Below are 24,316 nucleotides of genomic sequence, written 5' to 3' on the forward strand. Positions count from 1 at the left end.
CGATTAGCCCGCCGCGACCGGTGCCGGGGCCCGACCCACGGGCTCGTCGGTGACAGCACGCACCGACTGCATCCGCAGGAAGACGAACCAGGTCACCACCGCGCAGATCACATAGAACGCCAGGAACACCCAGAAGGCATTCGTTGCCGACTTCGCCGAACCCACATACGACAGCCGCAGCGCCACATTGATGAACACTCCGCCCAGCGCGCCCACCGCGCCGGCGAACCCGATCAGTGCACCGGACATGCTTCGTGACCAGGTGGCCTTCTCGTCCGGGGTCCAGCCATCCTTGTCCGCGGCCTTTGCCTCGAAGATCGACGGGATCATCTTGTAGGTCGAGCCGTTGCCGATGCCCGACAGGATGAACAGCACGATGAAACCGACCACGTAGCCCGTCATCTGGCCGTTGGTCACCGCACCGGTCATACCGTCGTCGATCATGCCGGTGATGACCAGGATGCCCGCGGCGAAGATCATCGCGACGAATGTGTAGAGCGTGATCTTGCCGCCACCGATCCGGTCGGCGAGCTTGCCGCCGAACGGCCGGGAGATCGAGCCCAGCAGCGGCCCGATGAAGGAGATCGACGCCGCGTGCAGCGCGGCCTGCGCGGGCGTGTCGCCACCGGCGAGGAAGTTGATCTGAAGAACCTGGCCAAACGCGAACGAGAAACCGATGAACGAACCGAACGTGCCGATGTAGAGGAAGCTCATCACCCAGGAGTGCTTGTAGCGCAACGCTTCGACGAGGGCACCGAGGTTGGACCTCTGGTTCTGCAGGTTGTCCATGAACAGTGCGGCGCCCAACGCGGCCAGCCCGATCAGAACCAGGTAGATCGCGCAGACCAGTTCGGCTGCGGTGTTGCCCACCGTCGCGATCACCAGCAGCCCGACGAGCTGGATCACCGGGACACCGATATTGCCGCCGCCGGCGTTGAGGCCCAATGCCCAGCCCTTGAGCCGCTGCGGATAGAACGCGTTGATGTTCGTCATCGACGAGGCGAAGTTGCCCCCGCCGAACCCCGCGAAGGCGGCCACGACCATGAACGTGGTGTAGGTCGTCCCCGGCGTCGTCATGGCCCACAGCGCCAGCACCGTCGGGACAAGCAACAACAGCGCGCTGACAATCGTCCAGTTGCGGCCGCCGAACTTGGCAGGCGCCACCGTGTAGGGGATGCGCATGAACGCACCGACCAACGTCGGCACGGCGACGAGGTAGAACTTGCCCGCCGCGTCGATACCGTAGACGTCCTGCGGCATGAACAGCACCATGACCGACCAGATCGACCACACCGAGAATCCGACGTGCTCGGCGACTATCGACCAGATCAGATTTCGCTTGGCGACCTTGTCGCCACCCGCTTCCCAGGCCGCCACATCCTCGGCATCCCAGTGTTGTATATCGCGGCTCCGCCGCGGGTGTTCGACGTCGCGGCTACGCCGCGGGTGTTCGACGTCGCGGTTACGGGTCAGTCTCGACATTGTTGGCCTTTCAGCAGAGACGCGGTCTGCTCAAAGGTTTACGGGTTTGCGATGTTGGGTCCGTTGCGCAGCCGTGTCCGAGGTGTCAACACCAACTCACGCAGTTCTGCGCGTGGAGTGCGCAGCGGGATTCATCGCAGAAGCGTGTACGAAACGACGCCGAAACATACTGTGACTAGTCATGAAGCATCGGGCGAGGATGGTTGCGCCGCCTCGGCTCTACATCTCCGCGTAGCGACTGCGAACGAAGCCGTAGACCCCGTACGCGGCGAGGCCCACCGCGGCGAGGATGAGCAGGAACTTGCCGAACGGTGCAGCACCAATCGTCTTGACCGCCGCGTCGATGCCGGTGGCCTTCGATGGGTCCGATGTCATCGTGGCAACAATCACCAGCAGTCCTGCGCCAACGAGCACCACTCCCTTGGCGACGTATCCCGTGATACCCAGCACAGTGATCACCGAGCCGCCCGACACCTCGAGGTCCTTCAGGAATCGCCTGGTGACGCCCTTGTAGACGTGATAACCGCCGACTCCGATCACCACGAGTGCAATGAGCACGAGCACACCGCTCCCCCACTCGGTCTGCATCATCCGTGCGCTCAGTCCGGCATTCTGTTGACTGCTGGATTTTCCACTGCCCATGGCGAATTTGGCTGCGGAGAAGGCCAGTGCGACGTGCACCGCCCCGATGGCACCTGCCTTGACTCGATCCTTGACCTCGGTTTCGACGGCTGCCTCGACGATATGCCAGAGCCCCAGGGCGGCAAAGACTGCAGCAGCCATCCACAACATGACGGCGCCACCGGTCTGCGCGGAAAGTGCTGCGAGCGCGCCGGACTGGTCAGCGCTTCCCGGGTCGCCAAGCGCCAGGCGGAGCACGATCCAGGCCACCAGGAGATGCAGTACCCCGCTTGCGGCGAAGCCACCCCGCGCGGCCGACTCGAACCAGGCGTTGTCGTGAGCACCGGCAGCCGCCGCGCGAGTATCGACCATGTGCAGCGGACTACCCGGCCCGATCCACACGCCAAACCCCTAATTGACGCCCAGTCGACGGCGCGCCGTAGGAGATGGGTTGGCTTCGCGACACAACGGTGGGCCCCCTTACGAGGGCCCACCGCCGGTTCACGTGTTCCTAGGCGTCAGACCCGCCACCGTCGGATCCACCGGTCGAACCACCCGTGCCGCCTGATTGGCTGCCGGTGGAGGCGCTCGTCGCACCCGCCGACTCCGTGTTATCGGCTGCCGACGTGGCACTGCTGCCACCACCGGCGTTGTTCGAACTCGGCGCCTTGGTCTTTGGCGCGACCTTGCCGCCGTCCTTGCTGGCGGCGCTTCCCGCCGTAGACCCCTTGGTGCTCGAACCCTTGGTACCCGAAGCCTCGTCGTCGGTGTCCTTGGTCGTCGTGTCCTTAGTGGTCGTGTTCTTCGTAGTCGTGTCCTTGACGTCGGTGTCCGCGGTGTCCTTCGGAGCCGGATCAGTGGTGGCCCCCGTCTCGTCGGTCACCTTCTCCTCGGTCGCCGTCTCCTCAGTCACTGTCTTGTCGGTCACTGTCTTGTCGGTCACCGTCTCCTCGGCGGGAGCCAGCGCAACCCGGGCGACGGTCGACGACTCCTCGACAACCTCGACGGTCGACGGGTCCTCGACAACCGGCGCCGGGGACGACGGACCGGTGATGACTCCGACTGCGTCACCGACCGCGTTCTCCAACGTGTTGCCGACGTCGCCGACGGTCTGCACAATCCCGTTGCCCGCCGCGCCCAGACCCGCGATGGCCTGGTTGCCGGCGTCACCGAAGCCGTTGACGGCGATGTTGCCCGTGTTGCCGATACCAGCGACCAGGTTCGTCCCCGCGAGTCCGAGACCCTTAACTCCCAGGTTCGCCGCATTCGAGATCCCGGCCACCACAGCCGAGACAGCCGCGACGTAGCTCGCCGGGTTCAGCGGATTGTTCATGACGGCGCCAAGAGCGGCCCCGGCGCCGGCGATAAGCGAGTTGCCGATCGCGCCCAGGGTTTGAATCACCGTGTTACCAAGTGCCCCAACGGTTGCGAGCGCTGAAATGCCTATCGCGCCGATCGTGGCGACGGTGGTGATGCCTGCCGCGCCGAGACCGGTGATGGCAGACAGACCTGCGCCGCCGAATCCGACGATGCCCTGCGTGAGCGCCGTTCCGACACCGCTGAGGAGCACCGTCACCGCGGTCCCGATATCCCCCGGTGTCACGGCCGTCGGGGACACGGCACTCGCCTGCGCACCGCGAGCCAACGGCGCCAACGGTGCCGGGGGTGAGGTGATCAGACCCAGCGCCGTGCCGATGGCGGTGGTGATGGTGCCCACGATGCCGCCGAGTGTCGCGACCGCGGTGTTACCGGCGCCGCCGATAGCCGAGACGAGCAGGTTTCCAACCGCTCCCGAGGTGCCGATGATCGCAGCGCCCGCAGCGCCGAGTGTCTGCACCAGCGTGCTGCCCGCCAGTCCGAGGTTGCTCACCAGCGAGTCGCCGACCGCACCGAGACCCTGCACGGCGATTGTGCCCGCCGCGCCCGCGCCCTGTACGGCCAGATTCAGCGCGGACCCGGCGCCCGTGACCAGAGTGCTCAGCGCCGTCGCATAACTCCCCGGATTCAGCGGGTTCTCGAGAATGGTGCTGAGCGCACCCAGGACAGTGTCTGCCACGGCACCACCGGTGTTTCCGATGGCGCTCATCGCCGCGTTGCCGAAGTTTCCGACCGCCGAAATCAGCGCATTGCCAGTAACACCGACGCCGTTCAGCGCCTGATTGACCGTCGTGCCGAGACCGCCGACGAGACCAATACCGGCAGCGCCGAAGCCGGCGAGTGCCGCGTTGCCCGCGCCACCGATACCCGCGACGAGTTGCGTGCCGACACTGCCAGCTCCAAGGAAGGCGTCATTGAGTGCGTTCGCGGCACCCGCAGCCAGCACACCGATGGCAGCGAGGATGTCTCCCGGTGCCAGAGCCGAAAGGGCGGCGACCGCTGCGCCGGCACCCAGGCTGTTGGCGATGGCACCAATGGTTGCCAGAGTCGTGTTGCCGATAGTGCCGATCGTGGCGATGGCCTGTTCACCGATGGAACCGAGACCCGCGAGCCCCGTGCCCAATGCCGTGCCTGAACCCGTCAGGAGCAGCGCGAGTGCCGCTGGGTACGCCCCGGGATTCAACGGGTTGGACGCGATGGCCGCCAGCGCGCCGCCGCCAGTGGCACCGAGTATGTTGCCTACTCCGCCAACCGTGGCGAGCACTGTGTTGCCGATCCCGCCGATACCGGCGATGGCCTGCTCGCCGGCGAGACCCACGCCACCGACGAGGTCGGATATCGCCGTCGCCAAGCTGGTCGGCGTGTAGTCCGCGTACACCGACGCGATGCTGTCGGCCTTGATACTCAGATCGGGCGCTGGCGCAGATATCGGACTGAGTGCGATTGCTGTTGCTCCGACGAGCGCAATGCCTGCCGAAAGAGGTGAACGGAGAGCTAGTTGCATGGCAACCCCCTAGATAGGAACCAACTCGATCAGCAAAAGTTACACGACCGCAACCTTGATCACCATTCGTTTGCAATGAGACCTTTTGCATGGTTCTTTGATCTTGAATTTCGTTTGCCAGGCACTCAAAGCAGAGAGTTCGCCATAGCTCCGATTACGCGCATTCAGCAAATTGATGGGAACTCCTGAATACACCGGATAACCGATATTCAGCACAGAACTACGCGGAACACGCGACCGGTACAACCTGTGGATAGTTCGCTGAACCCATACTGCAGCAATGCTTCGATGCTCGGTCGACCTGTACCGCATGGACGTAACCGCACATCACCGGACACGCCCGAACAGCTTCGCTGTTCTCGATCCACCCTCCAGTCCCGGACATGCAGTCGGCCGGGCGGCCACGGGGCGCGGCGCGCGATGTACCGGGTGGTTAATGGTTTTTCGAGACCATCCGCATCACTTCGACACCAAAGTCAGTCTGACGGCATCATTTGGACGTTCGGCAGCACTCCCGACGTTCAACCTGGCGTTTGTGCCTGATCCCAACGTGTACTGAACCCCGCCGCCGGCTACTTCGTTTGCGCATCCGTCAATTCGGCGATCTATTCGCAGTGTGCTAGACAGTGCCATTGATCAATGTCGAGATCTCCATGGCAAACAATTTGTGACGGGTGTGTGACGATCTGAACGGCTCCGGCCGGTGCACGCCGCGTCGATGACTCGAATCCGCGCCACGCGTTGCTCCGCCCTCATCGATCACTCGGCCGGTTTGACCGCGAGTACGGGTTTGGCGCACTCCAGCAGCACTCGCTGCGAGACGCTGCCCAGCAGCAGCTTGCCGACCGGATTGCGGTGTTTCACGCCGATCACCAGTAACTCGGCATCGGCATGCTCCATCGCCGTCAGCAGCTCCGTCGCGGCGTCCACGCCGACGGGTTGAGACCACTGCGACGGCACACCACACGTCGCAAGACGGGCCTGGACCTCGCGCACCCGATCGGGTTGAGCGAAAGCCGGATCGGCGTAGGCGTCGCCTGCGGTCGAGTTGATCACCAACACGTCGGTATCGCGCAACCTGGCCTCGGCGATGCCGTGATCCAACGCGGCCTGGCCGAAGGCGTCCGCGGTGTAGCCGATAACGATCATGCTTGGGCCTTCTCTCGTTGGTCCCTGTCGTCCTCGACGACAAGCAGGGTCTCCTCATCGCGGTGCAGCAGCCGCAGTATCAGCGGGACGATCAGGAGCACCGCCATCAGGACATAGGTGACGATCGCGACCGGCTCGGTGAACAGGCTGCTCCAGTCGCCTCCGCCGAGCTGCAGGCTTTGGCGCAGTTGGCGTTCAATCCGCGGCCCGAGTATGACACCGATGATCAACGGCAGCACCGGAAGTCCGAAGCGGCGCATCATCAAGCCGAGCAGACCGAACAGGAGCAGCAGCGCCAGATCCAACGGTTGCACGTTGACCGCGAACGCGCCCAGCGTGGCGAAGAACAGGATGCCCGCGTACAGGTACGGCCGGGGGGTCCGCAGCAACTTGGCCCACAGCGGCGCCAAGGGCAGGTTCAGCAGCAGGAGCAGCAAGTTGCCGATGAACAGGCTGGCGATGAGCGTCCATATGAGCAGCGGCTCCTTCTCGAACAGCGTTGGGCCAGGCTGGATTCCGTACGAGACGAAGGCCGTCAGCATCACCGCGGCTGTGGCGTTGGTCGGCAGACCCAGCGACAGCATCGGCACCAGCGTGCCCGCTGCCGACGCGTTGTTCGCGGCCTCCGGACCGGCGACACCCTCGATGGCACCCTTACCGAACTCCTCGGGATGCTTGGACAGCTTCTTTTCGGTGATGTAGCTCAGGAATGTCGGCAGCTCAGCACCGCCTGCCGGCAGCGCACCGAACGGGAAACCGTATGCGGTACCGCGCAGCCACGGCTTCCACGACCGCTTCCAGTCGTCGCGGCCCATCCACGGTCGACCCACCGGGATGACGTCAGACGGCCGTCGGCGCAGGTGCGCCGCGACCCACAAGGCCTCCCCGAGAGCGAAGATCGCCACCGCGATCACCACGATGTCGATACCGTCGGACAGCTGCGGGATCCCGAACGTGGCTCGCGGCTGCCCGGTGAGGAAGTCGATGCCGACGATGCCGATGGCCAGCCCGAGAACCAGCGAGATCGCCCCGCGCAGCTTGGACGACCCGAGCACCGCTGTGACCGCCACCAGCGCGAAGAGCATGATCGCGAGATAGGACGGCGCGCCGAGCGTGACGGCGAATCGTGAGATGGCGGGCGCGAACGCAGCGAGCAGGACGGTGCCGATGGTGCCCGCCACGAACGAGCCGATCGCCGCGGTGGCCAACGCCTGCGCGGCTCGGCCCGCCTTGGCCATCTTGTTGCCCTCGATCGCCGTGATCACCGACGACGACTCCCCCGGCGTGTTCAGCAGGATCGATGTTGTCGAGCCGCCGTACATGCCGCCGTAGAAGATGCCGGCGAACATGATGAATGCCGCGCTGGGGCTGACGTTGTAGGTGATCGGCAGCAGCAGCGCCACCGTCATCGCGGGTCCGATACCCGGTAGGACGCCGACCGCCGTCCCGAGTAGTACGCCGATCACCGCGTACAGCAGGTTCATCGGAGTGGCGGCCTCGGCGAAGCCCTGCATGAGCCAGTCGAAGTTGTCCATCACAGAATCCCGTCCAAGATGCCTGCGGGCAGCGGGATTCCGAGCCCGGAGTAGAACGCATAGAAGCTGGCCAGCGCCAGGACCACCCCGATCACGAGGTTTCGGACATAGTGCTTGCTACCGAGAATCGTTGCCGCGCAGGCGAAGAAGATCGAACTCATGACGACCCAGCCCAGCGGGTTCACCAGCAGGATCATCGCGATGAAAAGCGCCACCAGCAGGCTGACGGTGCGCCAGTCGCTCGGCATGTCCGGGTCGATGTCCTCGCCGGCATCGGCTTCGCCCTTGGAACCACGTGGAATCGCGATGGCCAGGACCAGCGCCAGCATGAGGGCCGCGATTCCGATGACCATCGGGAAGAACTTGGGCCCAACGGGATCGACCTTGGCGAAGCCCTCCTGCAGCGTCAGTGCGCTGTAGACCAGGAAGCCGCCGACGACCGCAAGCACCGCGACGACGATGTACTGCGCATAGTCAGGCCTGCGCTCCGTGTCCACACCCTGCTCGGCGGTCGCCTGCTCCTCGCGCGAGCGCTCGTCGGGGGCGCTCACAGCAGGCCCAGTTCAGTCAACGTTGACGACACCCGGTTGTCCTGGTCTTTCAGGAACTGTTCGAAATCCGCACCGGTCATGAATGCGTCGGTCCAGCCGTTCTTCACCAGGGCGTCCTTCCACTGCTGTGTGCCATGCATCTCCTCGAGCACCTTGACCATCGACTGTTTGGCGTTGTCCGGGATCTCCGGCGGCGCAAGGACTCCACGCCAGTTGGCGAACGTCAGGTCGATACCCGACTCCTTCAGCGTCGGCGCGTCGATGCCCTCGACACGCTCCTCGCTGGAGACGCCGAGCACCCGAAGCTGGCCCGCCTCGATTTGGTCGATGAGCTCGCCGGGGCTCGACGTGCCCACCGTGATCTTCTTGCCGAGTAGCGCGGTCAAGAGGTCACCACCACCGTCATAGGTGACGAAGTTGACGCTCTTGGGTTCGACGCCGACCGCCTTGGCCAATTCCATCGGGAACAGGTGATCCGGGCCCCCGGGAGACGATCCGCCGCCGATGGTGACCTTGGACGGGTCGGCCTTCCACGCCGTGACGAAGTCAGTCACCGTCTGGAACGGTGAGTCGGCGGGCACGAAGATGGCCCCCGGATCCTCGATCAACTTCGCGATGGCGGTCGCGTCCGACGCCTTGATATGCGATCCGTTGGTGTACGTGGCGCCGACCACGCCGAGGCCCATGGTCATCATGAGATCGCCATTGCCGCGCTCGTTCATCAACCGGGCCATCGCCACGGTGCCGCCCGCGCCGAGCACGTTGAACACCTCGACGCGACCGGTGATGTCCTCGTCCTCCATGATCTTCACCGCGGTGCGGGCAGTGAGGTCGTAGCCACCGCCCGGGCTGTTCGGCACCATCATCCGCAGCCGATGCAGGCCGGCGGGGTCGTCGCCGCGGGTGACCCCGCAGGCCGTTGCGGTGACGACGACCAGGAGCAGAGCGGCCAATCCCGCTCCCCACCCGGTCGACCACCGTGGAAGTCTCGACACCATCGTCCCCGTTCGCCGAATTCTGAAGTTCATCGATACTGTTCCCCCAAAGTGACCCACGTCACCCTTTCGGACGCAAAGGACGTTTTGGTCGTTGAGTAAATGGGCCCGGAGTACATGGACCGGGAGTACATGGACCGGGCGACGGCTGACGGCGCGAAGCCTGGCCGGCCAGTTTCTGGTGTTTCAGTTGCTGGTGGTGGCCGTGGTGCTCGGCGCGGTGGCCGCGGTGTCGGTGACGCAGTCCTCGCGCGAGTTCCGCGACGTGCGTGGTCAGCGGATGATCGCGGTCGCCGAGAACCTCGCCTCGACGCCGATCGTGCGGGATCGCTACGCCGATCCCTTCGCTGCGCAACTGCTGGCACCGGAGGTCGATCGCGCCGTCGCCCTGTCCGGTGCACGCCTGGTCGAGATCCAGGCACCCGACGGGCTGGTGCGCGCGTCGTCGGAGCCCTCCCGCGTGGGCCAGCGCGACGGCTTCGAACACAGCCGGGTGATCGAGGGGCGGGCGTGGTCGGGCGATCTCGACGTCGACGGTTCACACTCTCTGGTTGGTCAGGTGCCAATCCTGTCCACCGACGGCGACGTGCTGGCCGTGGTCTCGGTCAGCGAGCCCTATCCGTCGGTGTGGCAACTGCTCAGCGGAGCCGGTGAGCGGCTGCTGGTGTACCTGGGGCTCGGCGCTGCCCTCGGGCTGGCCGCCTCCTGGCTGTTGTCCCGGCGCATCAAGCGCCACACGCGAGGTCTGGAAGTCGCCGAGATCGCCGGGTTGGCCGATCATCGGGAAGCGTTGCTGCACAGCATCCGAGAGGGTGTCGTTGCGGTGAACACCGACGGCGTCGTCACCCTGCTCAACGACAGCGCACAGGGGCTGCTAGGCGTCACGGGTGATGCGGTGGGACGCCACGTCGACGCGAGCGGGATGGACCCCGCTGTCGTCGATTTCCTCTTGTCCGGTGACGACGGCCGCGACGTCGTGATAACGACGCGGACAAGGGTTCTCGCGCTCAATCGGCGGGCGGCCAGCACCGGCGGCGAGCGGATCGGTACCGTCACCACGATGCGCGACAGCACCGAGCTGGCCTCGATGCAGGCCCAGCTGTCATCACACAAGAGCGTGACCGACACTCTTCGCGCGCAGACCCACGAATTCGCCAACCAGTTGCACACCATCTCGGGGCTCGTCCAGCTCGGCGAGTACGACGCTGTGCGCGATCTGGTCGGAACACTGACCCGGCGCCGTGCCGAGATCAGTGACGCCGTGACACGCCACGTCGCCGATCCCGCGGTGGCAGCGCTGTTGATCGCCAAGTCCTCACTGGCGGCAGAGAGCGGAGTCGCCCTCGTGCTCGACGATGACAGCCACCTCACCGCATTGGATCCCGCACTGGCGACCGATGTCATCACGGTCCTGGGGAATCTGATCGACAACGCGGTGGACGTGTCGGAGGGATCCGAGCGCGCAGTCGTCACCGTCGCCCTCGACGACGCCGGCGAACTGACCATCTCGGTCGCCGACTCCGGGCCGGGTGTGCCCGAGCACCTGCGCGAGTCCATCTTCGCCCGCGGCGTCACCTCCAAACCCGATGTGCCCGGTGGCAGAGGCATTGGGCTCGCGCTGGTCCGACTCGTCAGCGCGCAACTGGGCGGCACGGTCGACGTGTCCGACGGGCCACACGGCGGCGCAGTCTTCGACGTGCGATTGCCACTGGACCGTCCCGATGGGAGTCGCGGCGATGCGTGAGGTCCTCGTGGTCGATGACGACTTCATGGTCGCCGAGATCCACCGGCGATTCGTGGACCGGGTCGACGGATTCCATGCCTCCGGCGTCGCCCGCACCGGCACCGAGGCTCTCACCCATGCCGCGGAGTCCAGCCTCGATCTGATCCTGCTCGACGTCCATCTACCCGATATGACGGGACTGGAGGTGTTGCAACGCTTGCGTTCTCGCGGCGACCGTGTCGGGGTGATCATGATAACTGCGGCCAGGGAACTCGACACCGTGTCCGGCGCATTGGACGGCGGCGCCGCCGACTACCTGATCAAGCCGTTCGAATTCGACCAGTTCAAGGCGAAACTCGAGGCGTTCGCTGCCCGCGACGACGCCCTGCGGTCAGCTGCCGGAGTCGATCAATCCCTGATCGACTCGCTCTTCGGTGGCTCGACGCCCGCGCGCGGCGGTGAGTCGCTACCCAAGGGCCTGGGCCCCGAGACGGGCCAGTTGGTGCTCGAGGCCGTCAGGTCGGCCGGCGAGGTGTCCGCAGCCGAATGCGCCGAGCTGGTGGGGATCTCGCGTGTCAGCGCGCGACGCTATCTCGAGCACTACCTCGGTGTGGGTGCGCTCGAGCTACGTCTGCAGTACGGCGTGGGACGGCCCGAGCGTCGATACCGCACGTCCTGATTGCGACGAAGACTCGTCACGATACGACCCGCGTCGACCGGGTACGGCTACGCCGCGTCGGGTTGGGGTGGATCGGAACTGGATTGTGCGCCAGCGTCTTCGGCGGTGTCGTCGTCGGCGGTCTCGTTATCGGCGGTCTCGTTATCGGCGGGTCGGTGGAGACGTTCCGGGCGGTGATAGTCGTTGACGCGGGCCTGACCGGTGTCGAGGTGTTGCGGTGGGAGCCATTCGACGTCGTTGCGCGCGTTGATGCGGGTGGTCCAGCCGTCAGGGCCGACCATGCGGTTGTCCGGTCCGCAGGCCAGGCCGAGCTCATCGACGTTGGTCTGGCCGTCATCGGCCCAGTCGCGGGCGGCGTGATGGACCTGGGTGCCGTAGGCCGGTACCGGGCAGCCAGGTTTGGTGCACCCACCGTCGCGGGCGATCAGCATGATCCGCTGGGCTGGGGAGGCCACTCGGCGGGTGCGGAACAGCTCCAGGGCCGATCCGGTGGCCCCGTCGAACACCGCCAGGCTGTGGTGGGAGTGCGCGCCGAGGCGGATCACGTCACGGATCGGGAGCACCGTCCCCCCACCGGTGATGCCGACCCCGGCGCGGCTCTCGAGGTCTTGCAGGGTGGTGCGGATGATGATCGAGGTGGGCAGGCCGTTGTGTTGGCCCAGTACACCGCTTTCGAGCACATTGCGCCCGATCGCGATCAGCGCGTCGTGCTGACGCTGGGCCAGGCTGCGGTGATCGTTGTCGATCTGCTCCTGAGATGGGGTGCCGGTGATACAGGGTTGGTCGTCGTCAGGATTGCACATCCCGGGGCCGGCCCACTTGGCGAAGATCGCCTCATAGATCGCCCACGCCTCGGGGGTGAGGTTGCCCCTGATCGCGATCTTCCCGTCGCGCTGCTGGGGGCTGACCGTCAGCCCGCGGCGCCGGCTGCGTTCGGTGTCATCGGGTTCGGGACCGTCCTGGTCGAGCAGGAAGATGGTCCGCTCGGCGTTGTCCTTGAGTTGTTTGGGTCCTACTCCGGTGGCGGCGCGGACCAGGTCGACCTCGATCTGGCCGCGGGTGAGGGTGTCGACCGCGGGCGGGATGTTTGCCATCGCGTCGCGGATCACCTGCACGTGTTCGCCGGTGATCGACCCGTGCGCACCCGCCAGTGCTGTGGCGGGCAGCACCGGATCCAGCGGCGCCCCGCTCACCGTGCGGCGTGGGCCCAGTACGGCGGCTTCGTCGAGTCGGCGTTTGGCCTCGCGGGTGGAGATGCGCCACCGGATCGCGAGCACATCGCGCCAGGACTTCGCACCCATCGCCTGGGATGTGGTCTCGGCCTGCAGGCGGGTCAGCAGCCGATGGCCCTGGCTGGGCAGCTGACAGGCCAGCGTCTCGAGATCGTCGAGTACCTCTAGCAGTTCGGGTGCGGTGAGCGCATCGATGGGCAGTGCAGCCAGGTCGTCGTGGGCCGCGCGCATCGCGGCGACCGCCTCGCGAACCGAACCCGAACCCCCACCCATGACTCGAACATATGTGCGAACTCTAAGGACTTGACGGTGGCGTTCCGAAGAGAACTCTGAGAAACAGCACCAGGATAGGAATCATTGAAACGCAAGTGACAGTTGAGCTTTCACCACACACCCTTGATCCGATCGCGATACGACCGTCCGTCGGGGTCGTAGATCATGCGGTACGCGGGTCCGGCCCACAGTCGGGTGAGGACGCCCAGCCTCTCCGGCCGGTGCGCACGCAGACGCCCGGGCGGTCGCGGGCCCACACGGCCATCCGCGTGCCATTCGTCCAGCGCCCGCGCCGTCTCGTCGAGCACCTGCACCACCGTGGCCGGATCGACCAGCCCGTCGTCATCGCTGCCGTCCGCCGCGCGGTCCAGGTGCTCACGCAGGAGGCGCAATCGCAGGTCACGCGCGAACACCCGCGCACCGTCACCGCGTCCCGCCGGATCCCTCGGCGACCGCTCGTCTCGGGTGTCGTCGAGCACGGCACAGGAAAGCTCACTGTCATGGCTCCACGACCGCCGATTGAAGTTGTCACTGCCGACACAGGCCCACACGTCGTCGATGACGCACGCCTTCGCGTGGACGTACACCGGAGTTCCGACGTGGTTCTCGACGTCGAAGACGTGTACCCGATCGGCACTGACCCGACGGCACGCCTCGATAGCCTTGTGGCGACCAATCTGATTGGGCGGCAAGGCCAACCGCCCGTCGACGTCCGGGAAGCGCGGCACCACCGCCACCAGGTGCAGCTGCGGGTTGTCCCGTAGTGCCTCGGCGAACAGGTGGGCGACCTGCCTGGACCACAGGTACTGGTCCTCGAGGTAGATCAGCCGTTTCGCACGCTTGACCGCCTTGGTGTAACCACGGGCGATGCTGCGCTCACCGTGCGGTGCGAAGGAGTACGCGAAGTGGGCGTCGGGATAGGTCCGCAAGGGCTGCACCGCGTGCGGTCCGCAGACCGGCGGCACCGACGGCCGGTCGGGCAGCGGGTCCGGCCGCATGTCTGCGCCGCGGAACTTGTCCCGCGCCCAGGCGACGGGCGACATCACGTCCAACGGAGCGGAGTCAGTCCAACGCTCGCGGAACGTTGCGTCGAGGGCGTCGACGATCGGCCCCCTGAGCCGCAGTTGGATGTCATGCCATGGCGGGTGATCCCCGTACCGCGGTGACATCTGCACCGCCTGCGGGTCTCCGAGATGCCGCTCGTCGTCCCGGCGGGAGTGGCACAGATCGATGCCGCCCGCGAAGGCGACGTCTCGCTGGGGGTCCGCCGGATGCCGGATCACCACCAGCTTCTGATGATGCGATCCGCCGAACCTGACCCGCTGATCGAGCAGCACCTCACCGCCCGCGCGCTCGACATCCTCCCCGAGGTGGCGGTTCTCCTCCTCGCTGTACTGCAGTTTGTCGAGATGCGAACGCCACATCAGTCCCTTGACAATGACGCCGCGTTCGGCTGCCGCGCAGAGAGATTCGGCGACCGTCGGGCCGCTCTCGCGCAGGTTCTCGTCGGGGTCGCCGCGCCAGTCGGTGAAGAACACGTGGTCGCCGGGACCGCACGCCGCAATCTCGGTGGCCAGCGCGTCGAAGTAGGTCGCGCCGTGCACCAGCGGTTCAATCAGATTGCCGTCACACCACGCGGCGATATCGGTGTGCGGGTTACCCCGTTCGGCTGAGGTCAGGAACCAGTCGGTCGGATCCATGCCGCCACCCCTCACCTGAGCCATCAGGCACAGTCATGCCCCGCTCAGATGCCCACCAAACGCACCCCGCATCAGCGCATCGCCTCAAGATCAAACCGTGACATGATCCGGGCATGCTCACCCGCCTGCTCGCTGCGCTCAGCACCGTCGCACTCATCGCGTCCTGTGCGCCCGCCGCGAATCGCTCGGAATCACCCACCCCCAGTGCCGATACGACGCGATCCGACGCGGTGATGCGCATCGTCGACGACGTCATGAAGCAGGAACACCTCAAGGCCGTGATCATTCGGGTCACCGAAGACGGGCGCGAGCTGCTCACCCGCGCCTCCGGCGAGTCGATGACCGGCGTGCCCGCCACTCCCGCCATGCACTTCCGCAACGGTGCCGTCGCGATCTCGTACGTGTCGACGCTGCTGCTGCGACTGGTGGATCAGGGCAAGGTGAGCCTCGACGACAAGCTCTCCACCTGGCTGCCGGACGTCCCGCACTCCGATCAGGTGACGCTGGGCCAGCTCGCCCAGATGACGTCCGGCTACGACGACTACGTCATCGGCAACACGGAGTTCATCGCCGCGTCGTACCAGGATCCGTTCCGCCAGTGGGAGCCCGAGCAACTGCTCGGGTTCGCGACGTCCAAACCGCTGCTCTATGAGCCCGGAACCAACTGGAACTACGCCCACACCAACTACGTCCTGCTCGGCAAGGCGTTGGAGAAGGCGACTGGCGAGCAGATGCCCAAGCTGCTCGACGATGAGGTGCTCGAACCGCTCGGGCTGACCAACACCGCGAACTCCTTCACACCGGAGATCCCCGCACCCGCCCTGCACGCCTACACCAGTGAACGTCGCGAGGCGCTTCAGATCCCCAGCGGCACACCGTTCTACGAGGAGTCCACCTTCTGGAACCCCTCATGGACCATCACGCACGGCGCGATCCAGACCACGAATATCTACGATATGGAGGCCAGCGCGGCGGCCATCGGGTCCGGCAAGCTGCTGTCGAAGAAGTCCCATGAGCTGATGGTGTCGCGCGACCTGCTTGGCAAGACGCATGCGCAACCAGGCTGTACGACGTGTGGTCCGATGAGCGATTTCTACACCTACGGCATAGGCATCGTGACATCTGGCGACTGGCTTCTGCAGAATCCATTGTTCTCGGGCGAGGCCGGGGTCATGGCCTACCTCCCGTCGAAGAAGATCTCCATCGCCATCGCCGTGACGTATCTGCCCGAGGCATTCGACGAACAAGGCAACTACGTCAACGCCGCCGACAAGCTGTTCCGCAGGGTCGGCGCCGAGCTCGCGCCCGATGACGCCCCACCGACCCCACCCCGGTGACGCGCATACGGAACAATTGGTCACCATGACCCGCACCGTGCTCTTCATTCGCAACGAACACCTGGCCACCGAGGCGATGCTGGGCGAGGCGTTCGACGAATGCGGTTATGAGATAGCCACATTCGATGTCGTCCCGAGCGATCGGGTCGACTCCCCCGACGTCGAGGTCACATTTCCAGACCCACGTGACTACGACGTCATCGTCCCCCTCGGCGCGCGGTGGCCGGTCTATGACGAGACACTGCGCCGCGGGTGGGTGGGCGCGGAGATGGCGATGCTGCGCGATGCGGCCACGGCGGGCGTCGCCACGCTGGGGGTCTGCTTCGGCGGACAGCTGATCGCACAGGCCTTCGGCGGCTCCGTGGCGCGGTCCGATGTCCCCGAGATCGGCTGGTACGACGTGCAGACCGACGATGATGCGCTGATCCCCGCCGGTCGGTGGTTCCAGTGGCACTTCGACCGGTGGACGGTGCCGCCCGGTGCGACCGAGATCGCCAGGACCGCGAACTCGTCGCAGGCGTTCGTCCTCGGACGGGCACTTGCCCTGCAGTTCCATCCCGAGCTCGACGAGGCCTTGCTCGAACTGTGGCTCGACGTCGACCGTGACGGTGACGTCGAGTCCCTCGGGTTGACCGCGGATCGGCTACGCGAGGCCACCCGCGATATGCGGCCCGACGCCGCGGCCCGCATCCGGCGCCTGGTGCGAGGGTTCTCCGAGAAGGTCCTCGCTCAGCCCTGCCCAAGCTGATGAGCGAGGGCGACTGCGACCTCGGGTTGGCGGAACCGGTGGCCAAGCGCCACGAGCTTGTCCGGGATCACACGTTGATTGGCCTCGGCGAGTTCGCGGGCGCCCTGCTCGCCGAGCAGTAGCCGCGGCCCGAAGGCCGGGACCGGGAGCAGCGCGGGCCGATGCATCACCCCGGCGAGCGCCTTGGTGTACTCGGTGTTGCGCACCGGGTTAGGCGACACGGCGTTGACCGGCCCGACCAGTCGCTCGTCGTACACGGCGCGGTAGTACACGTCGAGCAGGTCGTCGAGCCCGATCCAGGACGTCCACTGCCGACCGCTGCCCAGTCGTCCACCGAGACCCGCCGCGAACAGCGGGCGCAAGAGCTTAAGCGTGCCGCCGTCGGCAGCCTGCACGATCCCCGTCCGGACGGTGACGACGCGCAGACCCGCGTCAGAGGCCGGTGCGGTCGCCTCCTCCCAGTCAGCGACCACATCCGCGAGGAAACCCTGGCCGCGCGAGCCACCCTCGGTCAGCGGCTCGTCGCCGCGGTCGAAGCCGTAATACCCGATGGCTGAGGCGCTTACGAAGACCCGCGGGCCGTCGGGTGTGCGGGCCGCGCACTGCGCCAGCCTGCGGGTCGGGTCAACGCGGCTGTCGCGGATCGCCGACCGGTGCGCCGCCGTGAACCGCCCCGCGATCGACTCGCCAGCCAGGTGCACAACGGCGTCCACCCCAGCCAGCAGATCGGGTGTGGGCGAGCGCGGATCCCAGCGCCGCTCTCCGGCACCGGTCGGATCATGACGCACCAGCCGGATGACCCGGTGGCCGCCGGTGCTCAACAGTGCCGACAACGCGGTGCCGACCAGACCCGTGGCCCCCGTCATCGCGACGGTCAGCGGACCTGTGCCCATCGTGGCGGCGTCACGGTGCGCGGCCAGATCATCGGCCAGCTGACGATGGCGGTACACGAACGTCGAGCGCAGGGCCGCACCCGGCACCGCGGTCTCGACGGTGTCGTGCACCCGTGTGGTGCCGGCGGCGGGACCGTCGGTGAAATCATGCGTGTGCCGCCATCGGCCGATCACCCGCGGCGGTAGCGACCGCACACCCGACGAGGTGAGCACGTCGACGAACCGGCGTGGCGGGTCGAACTCAGCGGGTTCGTGCTGGGCCACCCACCGCAATCCGCCGGGCAGAGCGAGAACCGCGCGACCGTCAGCCAGCGAGTCGGTCTCGGCGACGACCCTCATCGGCTGCCAGGGCGGGACCAGACGCCGCATCGCGCCGGGTCGCGTGTGCCACGCGAACACGTCGTCGCGCGGATGATCGACGATGCTGTCGTACTCGATGCCCACATCTCTCGATTCGTCGCTGCGGCCAAGTCGGATTGCCGAGCCACCCAACCTAGCGCTGCGCACGGGCCTAAGCTTCAGGTATTCCGATGTCAGCCACCCGGAGAACGTTCCGGGACCGCGGGAAAGCCGGCCGGGCGCTGGCCGCACTTCTCACGGCCTATCGCGGCCGAGATGACGTGGTGGTGCTGGGTCTGGCGCGCGGCGGTGTGCCTGTCGGATGGGAGGTCGCGGCCGACCTGCATGCCCCACTCGATGTCTTTCTGGTGCGCAAACTGGGCGTTCCCAACTGGGCCGAACTCGCGATGGGTGCCATCGCCAGCGGCGGCGAGGTAGTTCTCAATGACGACGTGATACGCCGTCTGCGGATCTCTGCGGCCGAGCTGGAGGACATCATCGGCCGGGAGACTGAGGAGTTGCATCGACGAGAGTCGGCCTACCGCGGCGATCGGGGCCAGCGGAGTCTGCCCGGCAAGATGGTGATCGTGGTCGACGACGGGATCGCCACCGGCGCGAGTATGAAGGTGGCGGTGCGTGCGATCCGCTCGGCCGGTCCGGCAGGCATCGTGGTCGCGGTGCCGGTGGCACCGCGTTCGGTGTGCCGTGAACTCGCCGCCGAGGTCGATGATGTGTTCTGCGCGACGACTCCCGCCTCATTCGACGCCGTCGGGCAGGTCTACGACGACTTCCACCAGGTCTCCGACGACGAGGTCAGAGACACGCTGGGGCGTCCGACTAGCGACGTGCGCTAATCGCGCTTGGTGGAATCCTCCACGCCGGACTTTTCGTCCGCCGGTAGGTCATCGTCGACGGCGACCGCGGTGGTATCCGCCTCCGCAGATGCACCCGAGGTCCCGAAGACCTCGGTCTCATCGGAACCGGCCGCTTCGTTCGAGTAGGCCGTGTCATCCGAGTACGCCGCGTCATCGGTGGTCACCGGAAACTGCGAGGTCTCCTCGTCCGGGTAGTCCTCTGCCGGCTCGGACGCCGCCAAGGCGGCCGTCTGGTCGTCGGCGTCATCGGAGTCGGAGCCGCCTGCGCCCCTCGAGCGCTCACGAAGGGCATCGACGATCAGCAGCAGCACCCCGATCACGCTGGCGGCGATGCACACCCACGCGATCACCTCGTTGCTGGTGACGACCGCGGTGACGAGGGAGGCCAGGCCGATGACGGCAAGGACTAGCGCGATGATTAGCACAGGTGAACCGATCGGTTAGTTGTTGCCCCGGTTGAACTGGTTGAAGCCACCGTCATTGTTGGCGGTCGAGTCGACCGGTGCCGCCGAGCCACGCTGGCCCAGCTCCTCGAGCTGCGACTCGAGGTAGGTCTTGAGCCGGGTGCGGTATTCACGCTCGAATGTCCGCAACTGCTCGAGACGTCCCTCGAGGACCGTCCGCTGCTGGTTGATCGTGCCCATGATCTCGGAGTGCTTGCGCTCGGCGTCCGCCTGGAGGGCGTCGGCCTTCTCCTGTGCCTGCCGGAGTTGGGTCTCCGACCGCGTCTGCGCGTCGAGCAGCATCGCGTCTGCACGCTGCTTCGCCTCGGACACCGTGGTCTCGGCGGTCTGCCGGGCCTCGGTGACCATGGCATCGGCCTGCGCGCGGGCGTCCGACAGCATCTTGTCCGACTCGGCCTTCGCCGTTCCGGTCAGGCGGTCTGCGGTGTCCTGTGCCAGGCCGAGGATCTTGGCCGCCTTGATATGCGACTCCTCGCTGACCGGGGCCGCCACGAACGCCGGCTGTGCAGGCGCGACCGGCTCCGGCTCAGGCTCGGGTTCGGGCTGCTGGTAGGACGGGATCGTCTGCGTGGCCTGCACGCCACCGCCTGCGCGCGCAGCTGCCACCTCCTGATCCAGTTCGCTGACTCGCTGGCGCAGGTCGGCGTTCTCCTCAATCAGCCGGCTGAGTTCGTTCTCAACGAGATCGAGGAATGCATCGACTTCGTCCTCGTTGTAGCCACGTTTGCCGATGGGTGGCTTGCTGAACGCGACATTATGAACGTCGGCGGGTGTGAGCGGCATTGTCTGCCCCCTTGGAGTCTGGACCGTCAACCGGTCGCAAGTGTCGAGCCATTGTTAGGAGTAACTGGAGTCCATCCTGTCACAGGCGACCCTGCGGTTGCAGGAGAGGTCGCGAATTAAGAATGAATTTCAATCTTGAGCGATCGCCTAGCCGCTCCCGGCAAAGCGCGACCCTGTTGTGTCAGGCCGCAGCGCCGAAGGCCATCTGCATGCCGATGAACGCCAACAGCAACAGCACCATGATCGACAGGTCGAACCGCACCGCACCTATCGTGAGCTGCGGAATCAGTCGACGCAGCAATTTCACCGGCGGGTCGGTCAACGACAGGATGATTTCGAGGACAACGACCGTGAAGCCCGTCGGCTGCCAGTCCCTGCTGAAGGACCGGATGAACTCGACCACGACTCGGGCGATGAGCAACAACCAGAAGAGAAACAGCGCGAAGCCCAGAATCTCGAAGAACAGCGCCAACTGGGCGACCTCACTCATGAGAATGCGTGACCGCAGGGCCACACGGAATACGGGTAGACGAAGGGATTGCCGTCAGCCTACCCGGCCAGCGTCGGCCTACTGGTAGGCGTAGAAACCGGCCTCGGCGATCCGCTTGCGCTCCTCGGCGCTGACGTCGGTGCCCGATGGCGACAGCAGAAACACCTTGGTGGCGACCTTGTCGAAAGATCCCCGCAGGGCGAATGCCAGCCCGGCGGCGAAGTCGACGAGACGCTTGGCGTCGGCGTTGTCCATCGACACCAGATCCATGATCACCGGGGTGCCGTCACGGAACTGCTCGCCGATGGTGCGGGCCTCGCTGTAATCCTTCGGACGCAACGTGGTGATCTTGGCCAGCGGGCTGCCCGCCTCGAACAGTTCGGCCATCCGGCGCGGCTCCATGGCGACCGCGCCACGGGTGGCACCGCGCAGCGTGTTGAAGCGGGGCCGCTCGAACTCGCGACGGCCGCGGAACGGCTCGTCGTCGCCGTAGCCGCCGCGGTAGCCAGCGGGCGCGGGCTCCATGTCGCGGCCGAACTCTCGCTCGAACTCGCGTCCGCCCAGACGGTCGTCATAACCCCTGGCGTCCATACGACCGTACGAGTCGTCCTCGAAGCGCTCGTCGCGCGGCCGGCGCGGGTATGCCCCGCGCGACGAACGCTCGTCGTCCTCGTAGTACTCGTCGTCATAGTCGTCCATGGGCGCCATACCGAAGTAGGCCTTGACCTTGTGAAGTGTGCTCATCTCAGAACCCTTCTGGAGACTGTGGTTTGTGTTGTCTGTGATGAAGATGTGACTGGAGTGACTACTCAGGGTGACGTTAGTGGCCGTTGCCCCATAAGCGAGGTTCCGACACGCACACACGTGGACCCGTGTTTGACCGCCGTCTCGAGGTCGCCTGACATACCCGCCGACAGACCGAGCCGTTGCTGGTAGCTGGTCTGTACCCGCTCCCGCTCGGCAGCCAAACGCCCGAACGCCTCATCTGCGTCGGAATCCAGCGGTGGAATCGCCATCAATCCGACGAACGTCAGACCGTCGGTCGAGTCGGCGGCGGCGCACACCTCGTCGACCTCATCACGGTTGCGGGCGTCCACGCCGCCCCGTTGAACGTCTCCGTCGAGGCTCAACTGGACGTACACCCCAAGCGCTTCCTCGCGCCGCCCGTCGGCCAACGCCTCGACCGACGCGCGACCCAGCGCACGGAGCAAGGCAATGCTGTCGACCGAGTGCGCGGTGTGGGCCCAGCCTGCGACCGCCTTCGCCTTGTTGCGCTGGATGCGGCCGACCATGTGCCAGCGAATCGGGCGCTCGGTCAATTCGCCACCCAATTCGGTCGCGACTTCGGCGACCTTATTCGACGCTTCCTGCTCGCGGGATTCGCCGAATGCGTCGCATCCAAGTCGCCGTAGGGAAATGACATCGGCTGCCGGAAAGAATTTCGTCACAGGCAGCAATTCAATGTCATTCACGTCACGTCCGGCGGCATCCGCCGCGTCGCGCAATCTGGTCCGCAGCCCGGTCAACGCCGCACCGAGTTCGGCTTCGCGTGGTGATGTCATTCCGCGTGCACCGTCATTCCATCCACACCAACGACGCCAGTCGGCCGGTGGGCGCATCGCGCCGATGACTGAACAGGTTCGGGTCGTCGACCGTGCACCTCGGATCAACCGATATCGCCGAGATACCCAAACCCGTGAGCTGTCTTGCGATCCCGGCCCGCAGGTCCAGGCCCGGGGTGCCGCGGCCGGTGACGGTGCGACTGCCCGGCAACGCGGCCTCGACCTCGGCGGCCATGGCCTCGGGCACTTCATAGTTGGTCCCGCTGACGGCGGGCCCGAGCAGCACCGAGATGTCCTCGGCGCGCGCTCCCCTGTCGACCATCGTCTCGACGGCGCGAAGCACCACGCCGTTCTGCGCGCCGACCCGGCCCGCGTGCACGGCGGCGATGACGCCGGCGCGCGCATCGGACAACAGCAGCGGAACACAGTCGGCGGTCACGACGGCCAATGCCAGACCCCGAGTGGCGGTCACCAAACCGTCGGCGTCGCCGTCGACCGGACCGGGACCGTCCACGACGACGACACGGTCGGAGTGGACCTGGTTCATCCACACCACGCGCTCAGGGCCGAGCCCGGTGGCCTTCGCCAGCCGAAGACGATTGGCGGCCACGGCCGCCGGATCGTCGCCGACGTGATCACCGAGATTGAAGGATGCGAATGGGGCCACCGAGACCCCGCCCGCGCGGGTGGTGGTTACCCGACGAATGCGTACGGTCACGGTTCCAAGTATTCGCGTAGCGACGCTGCCAGCTCTCAGTGCCGCATGAAGGGCGGGACGTCGACATCGTCGTCGTCATCGCCACCGCCGCCGATGCTCACCGTGGCGCCGTTGGTGTGCAACGGCACACTGGCCGGATCGGCGGATTCGACGAACGGCGAGGTGACCTTGCCCGCGCGGCCGGGCACGATGCCCTGCCCCGTACCACCGACAACCGGGTTGCGGTTGGGTCCGCTGGCCTCGAACCCGGCCGCGATCACGGTGACTCGGACCTCATCGCCCAACGAGTCGTCGATGACCGTGCCGAAGATGATGTTCGCGTCTTGGTGGGCGGCGTCCTGCACCAGCGATGCCGCTTCATTGATCTCGAACAGTCCGAGATCGCTGCCACCGGCGACCGACAGCAGCACACCCTGTGCGCCCTCCATCGAGGCCTCGAGCAGCGGCGAGTTGATCGCAATCTCCGCGGCCTTGAGCGCCCGACCGTCGCCTCGCGCCGAACCGATGCCCATCAGCGCGGTGCCCGCACCGCTCATCACACCCTTGACGTCGGCGAAGTCGACGTTGATCAGACCGGGTGTGGTGATGAGGTCGGTGATGCCCTGAACTCCGTTGAGCAGCACCTCGTCAGCACTGCGGAACGCATCCATCAAGGACACTGCCGCGTCGCCCATCTGGAGCAGACGGTCGTTGGGGATGACGATGAGCGTGTCGCAGCTCTCGCGGAGCGCGGTGATACCGGCCTCGGCCTGATTACTCCGCCGCTTGCCCTCGAAGGAGAACGGCCGAGTGACCACGCCGACGGTGAGCGCACCGAGCTTGCGGGCGATTGTCGCGACGACGGGCGCGCCACCGGTTCCGGTGCCACCACCCTCGCCTGCGGTGACGAACACCATGTCGGCACCGCGGAGCAGTTCCTCGATGTCGTCCTTGGCGTCGTCTGCGGCCTTGCGCCCGACCTCCGGGTCGGCTCCTGCACCCAGACCTCGGGTGGAGTCGCGCCCGACATCGAGCTTGACGTCGGCATCACTCATCAACAGCGCCTGCGCGTCTGTGTTGATGGCGATGAACTCAACGCCCTTCAGACCCTGTTCGATCATCCGGTTGACGGCATTCACGCCGCCGCCACCGATGCCGACGACCTTGATGACGGCGAGATAGTTGTGCGGGGGCGTCATGGGTCCCGTTCCTCCCTGGGTTGCCTTTCGTGGTGCCGGAACCCTCGATCAAAACCCTCAACCTGAACCATAGGCTTAGAGTTATGTCAAGTAGTTCCGCGCAAACAG

The 24,316-nt window shown here is 66.1% G+C and carries 22 protein-coding genes; 5 read left to right on the forward strand and 17 right to left on the reverse strand.

What is annotated here, in order from left to right:
- Positions 1–3 precede the first annotated feature (3 nt).
- From ACZY0X_RS25735 to ACZY0X_RS25765, 7 genes are all read right to left on the reverse strand, one after another.
- Positions 4–1,482 carry a nitrate/nitrite transporter gene (locus ACZY0X_RS25735; protein WP_463774439.1) on the reverse strand — a complete coding sequence of 493 codons (1,479 nt, stop codon included), beginning with the start codon at positions 1,480–1,482 and terminating at the stop codon, positions 4–6.
- A gap of 219 nt (positions 1,483–1,701) precedes the next feature.
- The gene (locus ACZY0X_RS25740) at positions 1,702–2,475 is read right to left on the reverse strand and encodes a DUF1206 domain-containing protein (RefSeq protein WP_463774440.1); all 774 of its coding nucleotides are present in this window, start codon (positions 2,473–2,475) and stop codon (positions 1,702–1,704) included.
- A 139-nt stretch (positions 2,476–2,614) separates the two neighbouring features.
- Positions 2,615–4,984, reverse strand: a complete 2,370-nt coding sequence (locus ACZY0X_RS25745) for a beta strand repeat-containing protein (protein ID WP_463774442.1) — start codon at positions 4,982–4,984, stop codon at positions 2,615–2,617.
- A gap of 759 nt (positions 4,985–5,743) precedes the next feature.
- Positions 5,744–6,133, reverse strand: coding sequence for a universal stress protein (locus ACZY0X_RS25750; protein WP_354525585.1), 390 nt, complete (start codon positions 6,131–6,133; stop codon positions 5,744–5,746).
- Positions 6,130–7,668 carry a tripartite tricarboxylate transporter permease gene (locus ACZY0X_RS25755; protein ID WP_241404771.1) on the reverse strand — a complete coding sequence of 513 codons (1,539 nt, stop codon included), beginning with the start codon at positions 7,666–7,668 and terminating at the stop codon, positions 6,130–6,132. Before ACZY0X_RS25755 ends, ACZY0X_RS25750 begins: the two co-directional genes overlap by 4 nt.
- Positions 7,668–8,165, reverse strand: a complete 498-nt coding sequence (locus ACZY0X_RS25760; protein ID WP_463774596.1) for a tripartite tricarboxylate transporter TctB family protein — start codon at positions 8,163–8,165, stop codon at positions 7,668–7,670. The genes ACZY0X_RS25755 and ACZY0X_RS25760 overlap by 1 nt, the downstream gene beginning before the upstream one ends.
- A gap of 50 nt (positions 8,166–8,215) precedes the next feature.
- Entirely contained in the window at positions 8,216–9,217 is a 1,002-nt protein-coding gene (locus ACZY0X_RS25765; protein ID WP_463774597.1) for a Bug family tripartite tricarboxylate transporter substrate binding protein, read from the reverse strand.
- Between the two features lie 91 nt (positions 9,218–9,308).
- Between ACZY0X_RS25765 and ACZY0X_RS25770 the strand changes: the two genes are divergently transcribed.
- Positions 9,309–10,958 (forward strand): sensor histidine kinase, encoded by a 1,650-nt coding sequence (locus ACZY0X_RS25770; protein WP_463774443.1) that lies wholly within the window; start codon positions 9,309–9,311, stop codon positions 10,956–10,958.
- Positions 10,951–11,616 (forward strand): response regulator, encoded by a 666-nt coding sequence (locus tag ACZY0X_RS25775; RefSeq protein WP_463774445.1) that lies wholly within the window; start codon positions 10,951–10,953, stop codon positions 11,614–11,616. The genes ACZY0X_RS25770 and ACZY0X_RS25775 overlap by 8 nt, the downstream gene beginning before the upstream one ends.
- Positions 11,617–11,663: 47 nt before the next feature.
- On the opposite strand, the gene ACZY0X_RS25780 is transcribed toward ACZY0X_RS25775, so the two are convergent.
- Both ACZY0X_RS25780 and ACZY0X_RS25785 read right to left on the reverse strand, forming a co-directional pair.
- A complete protein-coding gene (locus ACZY0X_RS25780) occupies positions 11,664–13,121 on the reverse strand; it encodes an HNH endonuclease signature motif containing protein (protein ID WP_463774447.1) in 1,458 nt (485 codons plus the stop codon).
- 110 nt (positions 13,122–13,231) lie between these two features.
- Positions 13,232–14,821, reverse strand: coding sequence for a phospholipase D family protein (locus ACZY0X_RS25785; protein ID WP_463774448.1), 1,590 nt, complete (start codon positions 14,819–14,821; stop codon positions 13,232–13,234).
- 113 nt (positions 14,822–14,934) lie between these two features.
- On the opposite strand from ACZY0X_RS25785, the gene ACZY0X_RS25790 reads away from it, so the two are divergent.
- Positions 14,935–16,158, forward strand: a complete 1,224-nt coding sequence (locus tag ACZY0X_RS25790; RefSeq protein WP_463774450.1) for a serine hydrolase domain-containing protein — start codon at positions 14,935–14,937, stop codon at positions 16,156–16,158.
- 25 nt (positions 16,159–16,183) lie between these two features.
- A complete protein-coding gene (locus tag ACZY0X_RS25795; RefSeq protein ID WP_463774451.1) occupies positions 16,184–16,906 on the forward strand; it encodes a type 1 glutamine amidotransferase in 723 nt (240 codons plus the stop codon).
- Here the strand turns inward: ACZY0X_RS25795 and ACZY0X_RS25800 are convergent.
- Complete coding sequence (locus tag ACZY0X_RS25800; RefSeq protein ID WP_463774598.1) at positions 16,888–18,243, reverse strand: TIGR01777 family oxidoreductase; 1,356 nt, start codon at positions 18,241–18,243, stop codon at positions 16,888–16,890. The genes ACZY0X_RS25795 and ACZY0X_RS25800 overlap by 19 nt on opposite strands.
- Before the next feature lie 86 nt (positions 18,244–18,329).
- On the opposite strand from ACZY0X_RS25800, the gene ACZY0X_RS25805 reads away from it, so the two are divergent.
- Entirely contained in the window at positions 18,330–18,992 is a 663-nt protein-coding gene (locus tag ACZY0X_RS25805; RefSeq protein ID WP_463774452.1) for a phosphoribosyltransferase, read from the forward strand.
- On the opposite strand, the gene ACZY0X_RS25810 is transcribed toward ACZY0X_RS25805, so the two are convergent.
- From ACZY0X_RS25810 to ftsZ, 7 genes are all read right to left on the reverse strand, one after another.
- The gene (locus ACZY0X_RS25810) at positions 18,989–19,438 is read right to left on the reverse strand and encodes a DUF308 domain-containing protein (RefSeq protein ID WP_463774453.1); all 450 of its coding nucleotides are present in this window, start codon (positions 19,436–19,438) and stop codon (positions 18,989–18,991) included. The genes ACZY0X_RS25805 and ACZY0X_RS25810 overlap by 4 nt on opposite strands.
- Positions 19,439–19,453: 15 nt before the next feature.
- Positions 19,454–20,260: a DivIVA-like cell division protein Wag31 gene (wag31, locus tag ACZY0X_RS25815; protein ID WP_463774455.1), complete on the reverse strand. Its 807-nt coding sequence runs from the start codon at positions 20,258–20,260 to the stop codon at positions 19,454–19,456.
- 181 nt (positions 20,261–20,441) lie between these two features.
- Positions 20,442–20,732 carry a YggT family protein gene (locus ACZY0X_RS25820; RefSeq protein WP_241405605.1) on the reverse strand — a complete coding sequence of 97 codons (291 nt, stop codon included), beginning with the start codon at positions 20,730–20,732 and terminating at the stop codon, positions 20,442–20,444.
- A gap of 96 nt (positions 20,733–20,828) precedes the next feature.
- The gene (locus ACZY0X_RS25825; protein WP_463774456.1) at positions 20,829–21,494 is read right to left on the reverse strand and encodes a cell division protein SepF; all 666 of its coding nucleotides are present in this window, start codon (positions 21,492–21,494) and stop codon (positions 20,829–20,831) included.
- 65 nt (positions 21,495–21,559) lie between these two features.
- The gene (locus ACZY0X_RS25830; RefSeq protein ID WP_463774457.1) at positions 21,560–22,312 is read right to left on the reverse strand and encodes a YggS family pyridoxal phosphate enzyme; all 753 of its coding nucleotides are present in this window, start codon (positions 22,310–22,312) and stop codon (positions 21,560–21,562) included.
- A 13-nt stretch (positions 22,313–22,325) separates the two neighbouring features.
- Positions 22,326–23,030 carry a peptidoglycan editing factor PgeF gene (gene pgeF / locus ACZY0X_RS25835; protein ID WP_463774459.1) on the reverse strand — a complete coding sequence of 235 codons (705 nt, stop codon included), beginning with the start codon at positions 23,028–23,030 and terminating at the stop codon, positions 22,326–22,328.
- Between the two features lie 35 nt (positions 23,031–23,065).
- A complete protein-coding gene (gene ftsZ, locus ACZY0X_RS25840; RefSeq protein WP_241404756.1) occupies positions 23,066–24,208 on the reverse strand; it encodes a cell division protein FtsZ in 1,143 nt (380 codons plus the stop codon).
- Positions 24,209–24,316: the final 108 nt, after the last annotated feature.

This window comes from Mycobacterium sp. IDUB_39 (assembly GCF_055419205.1).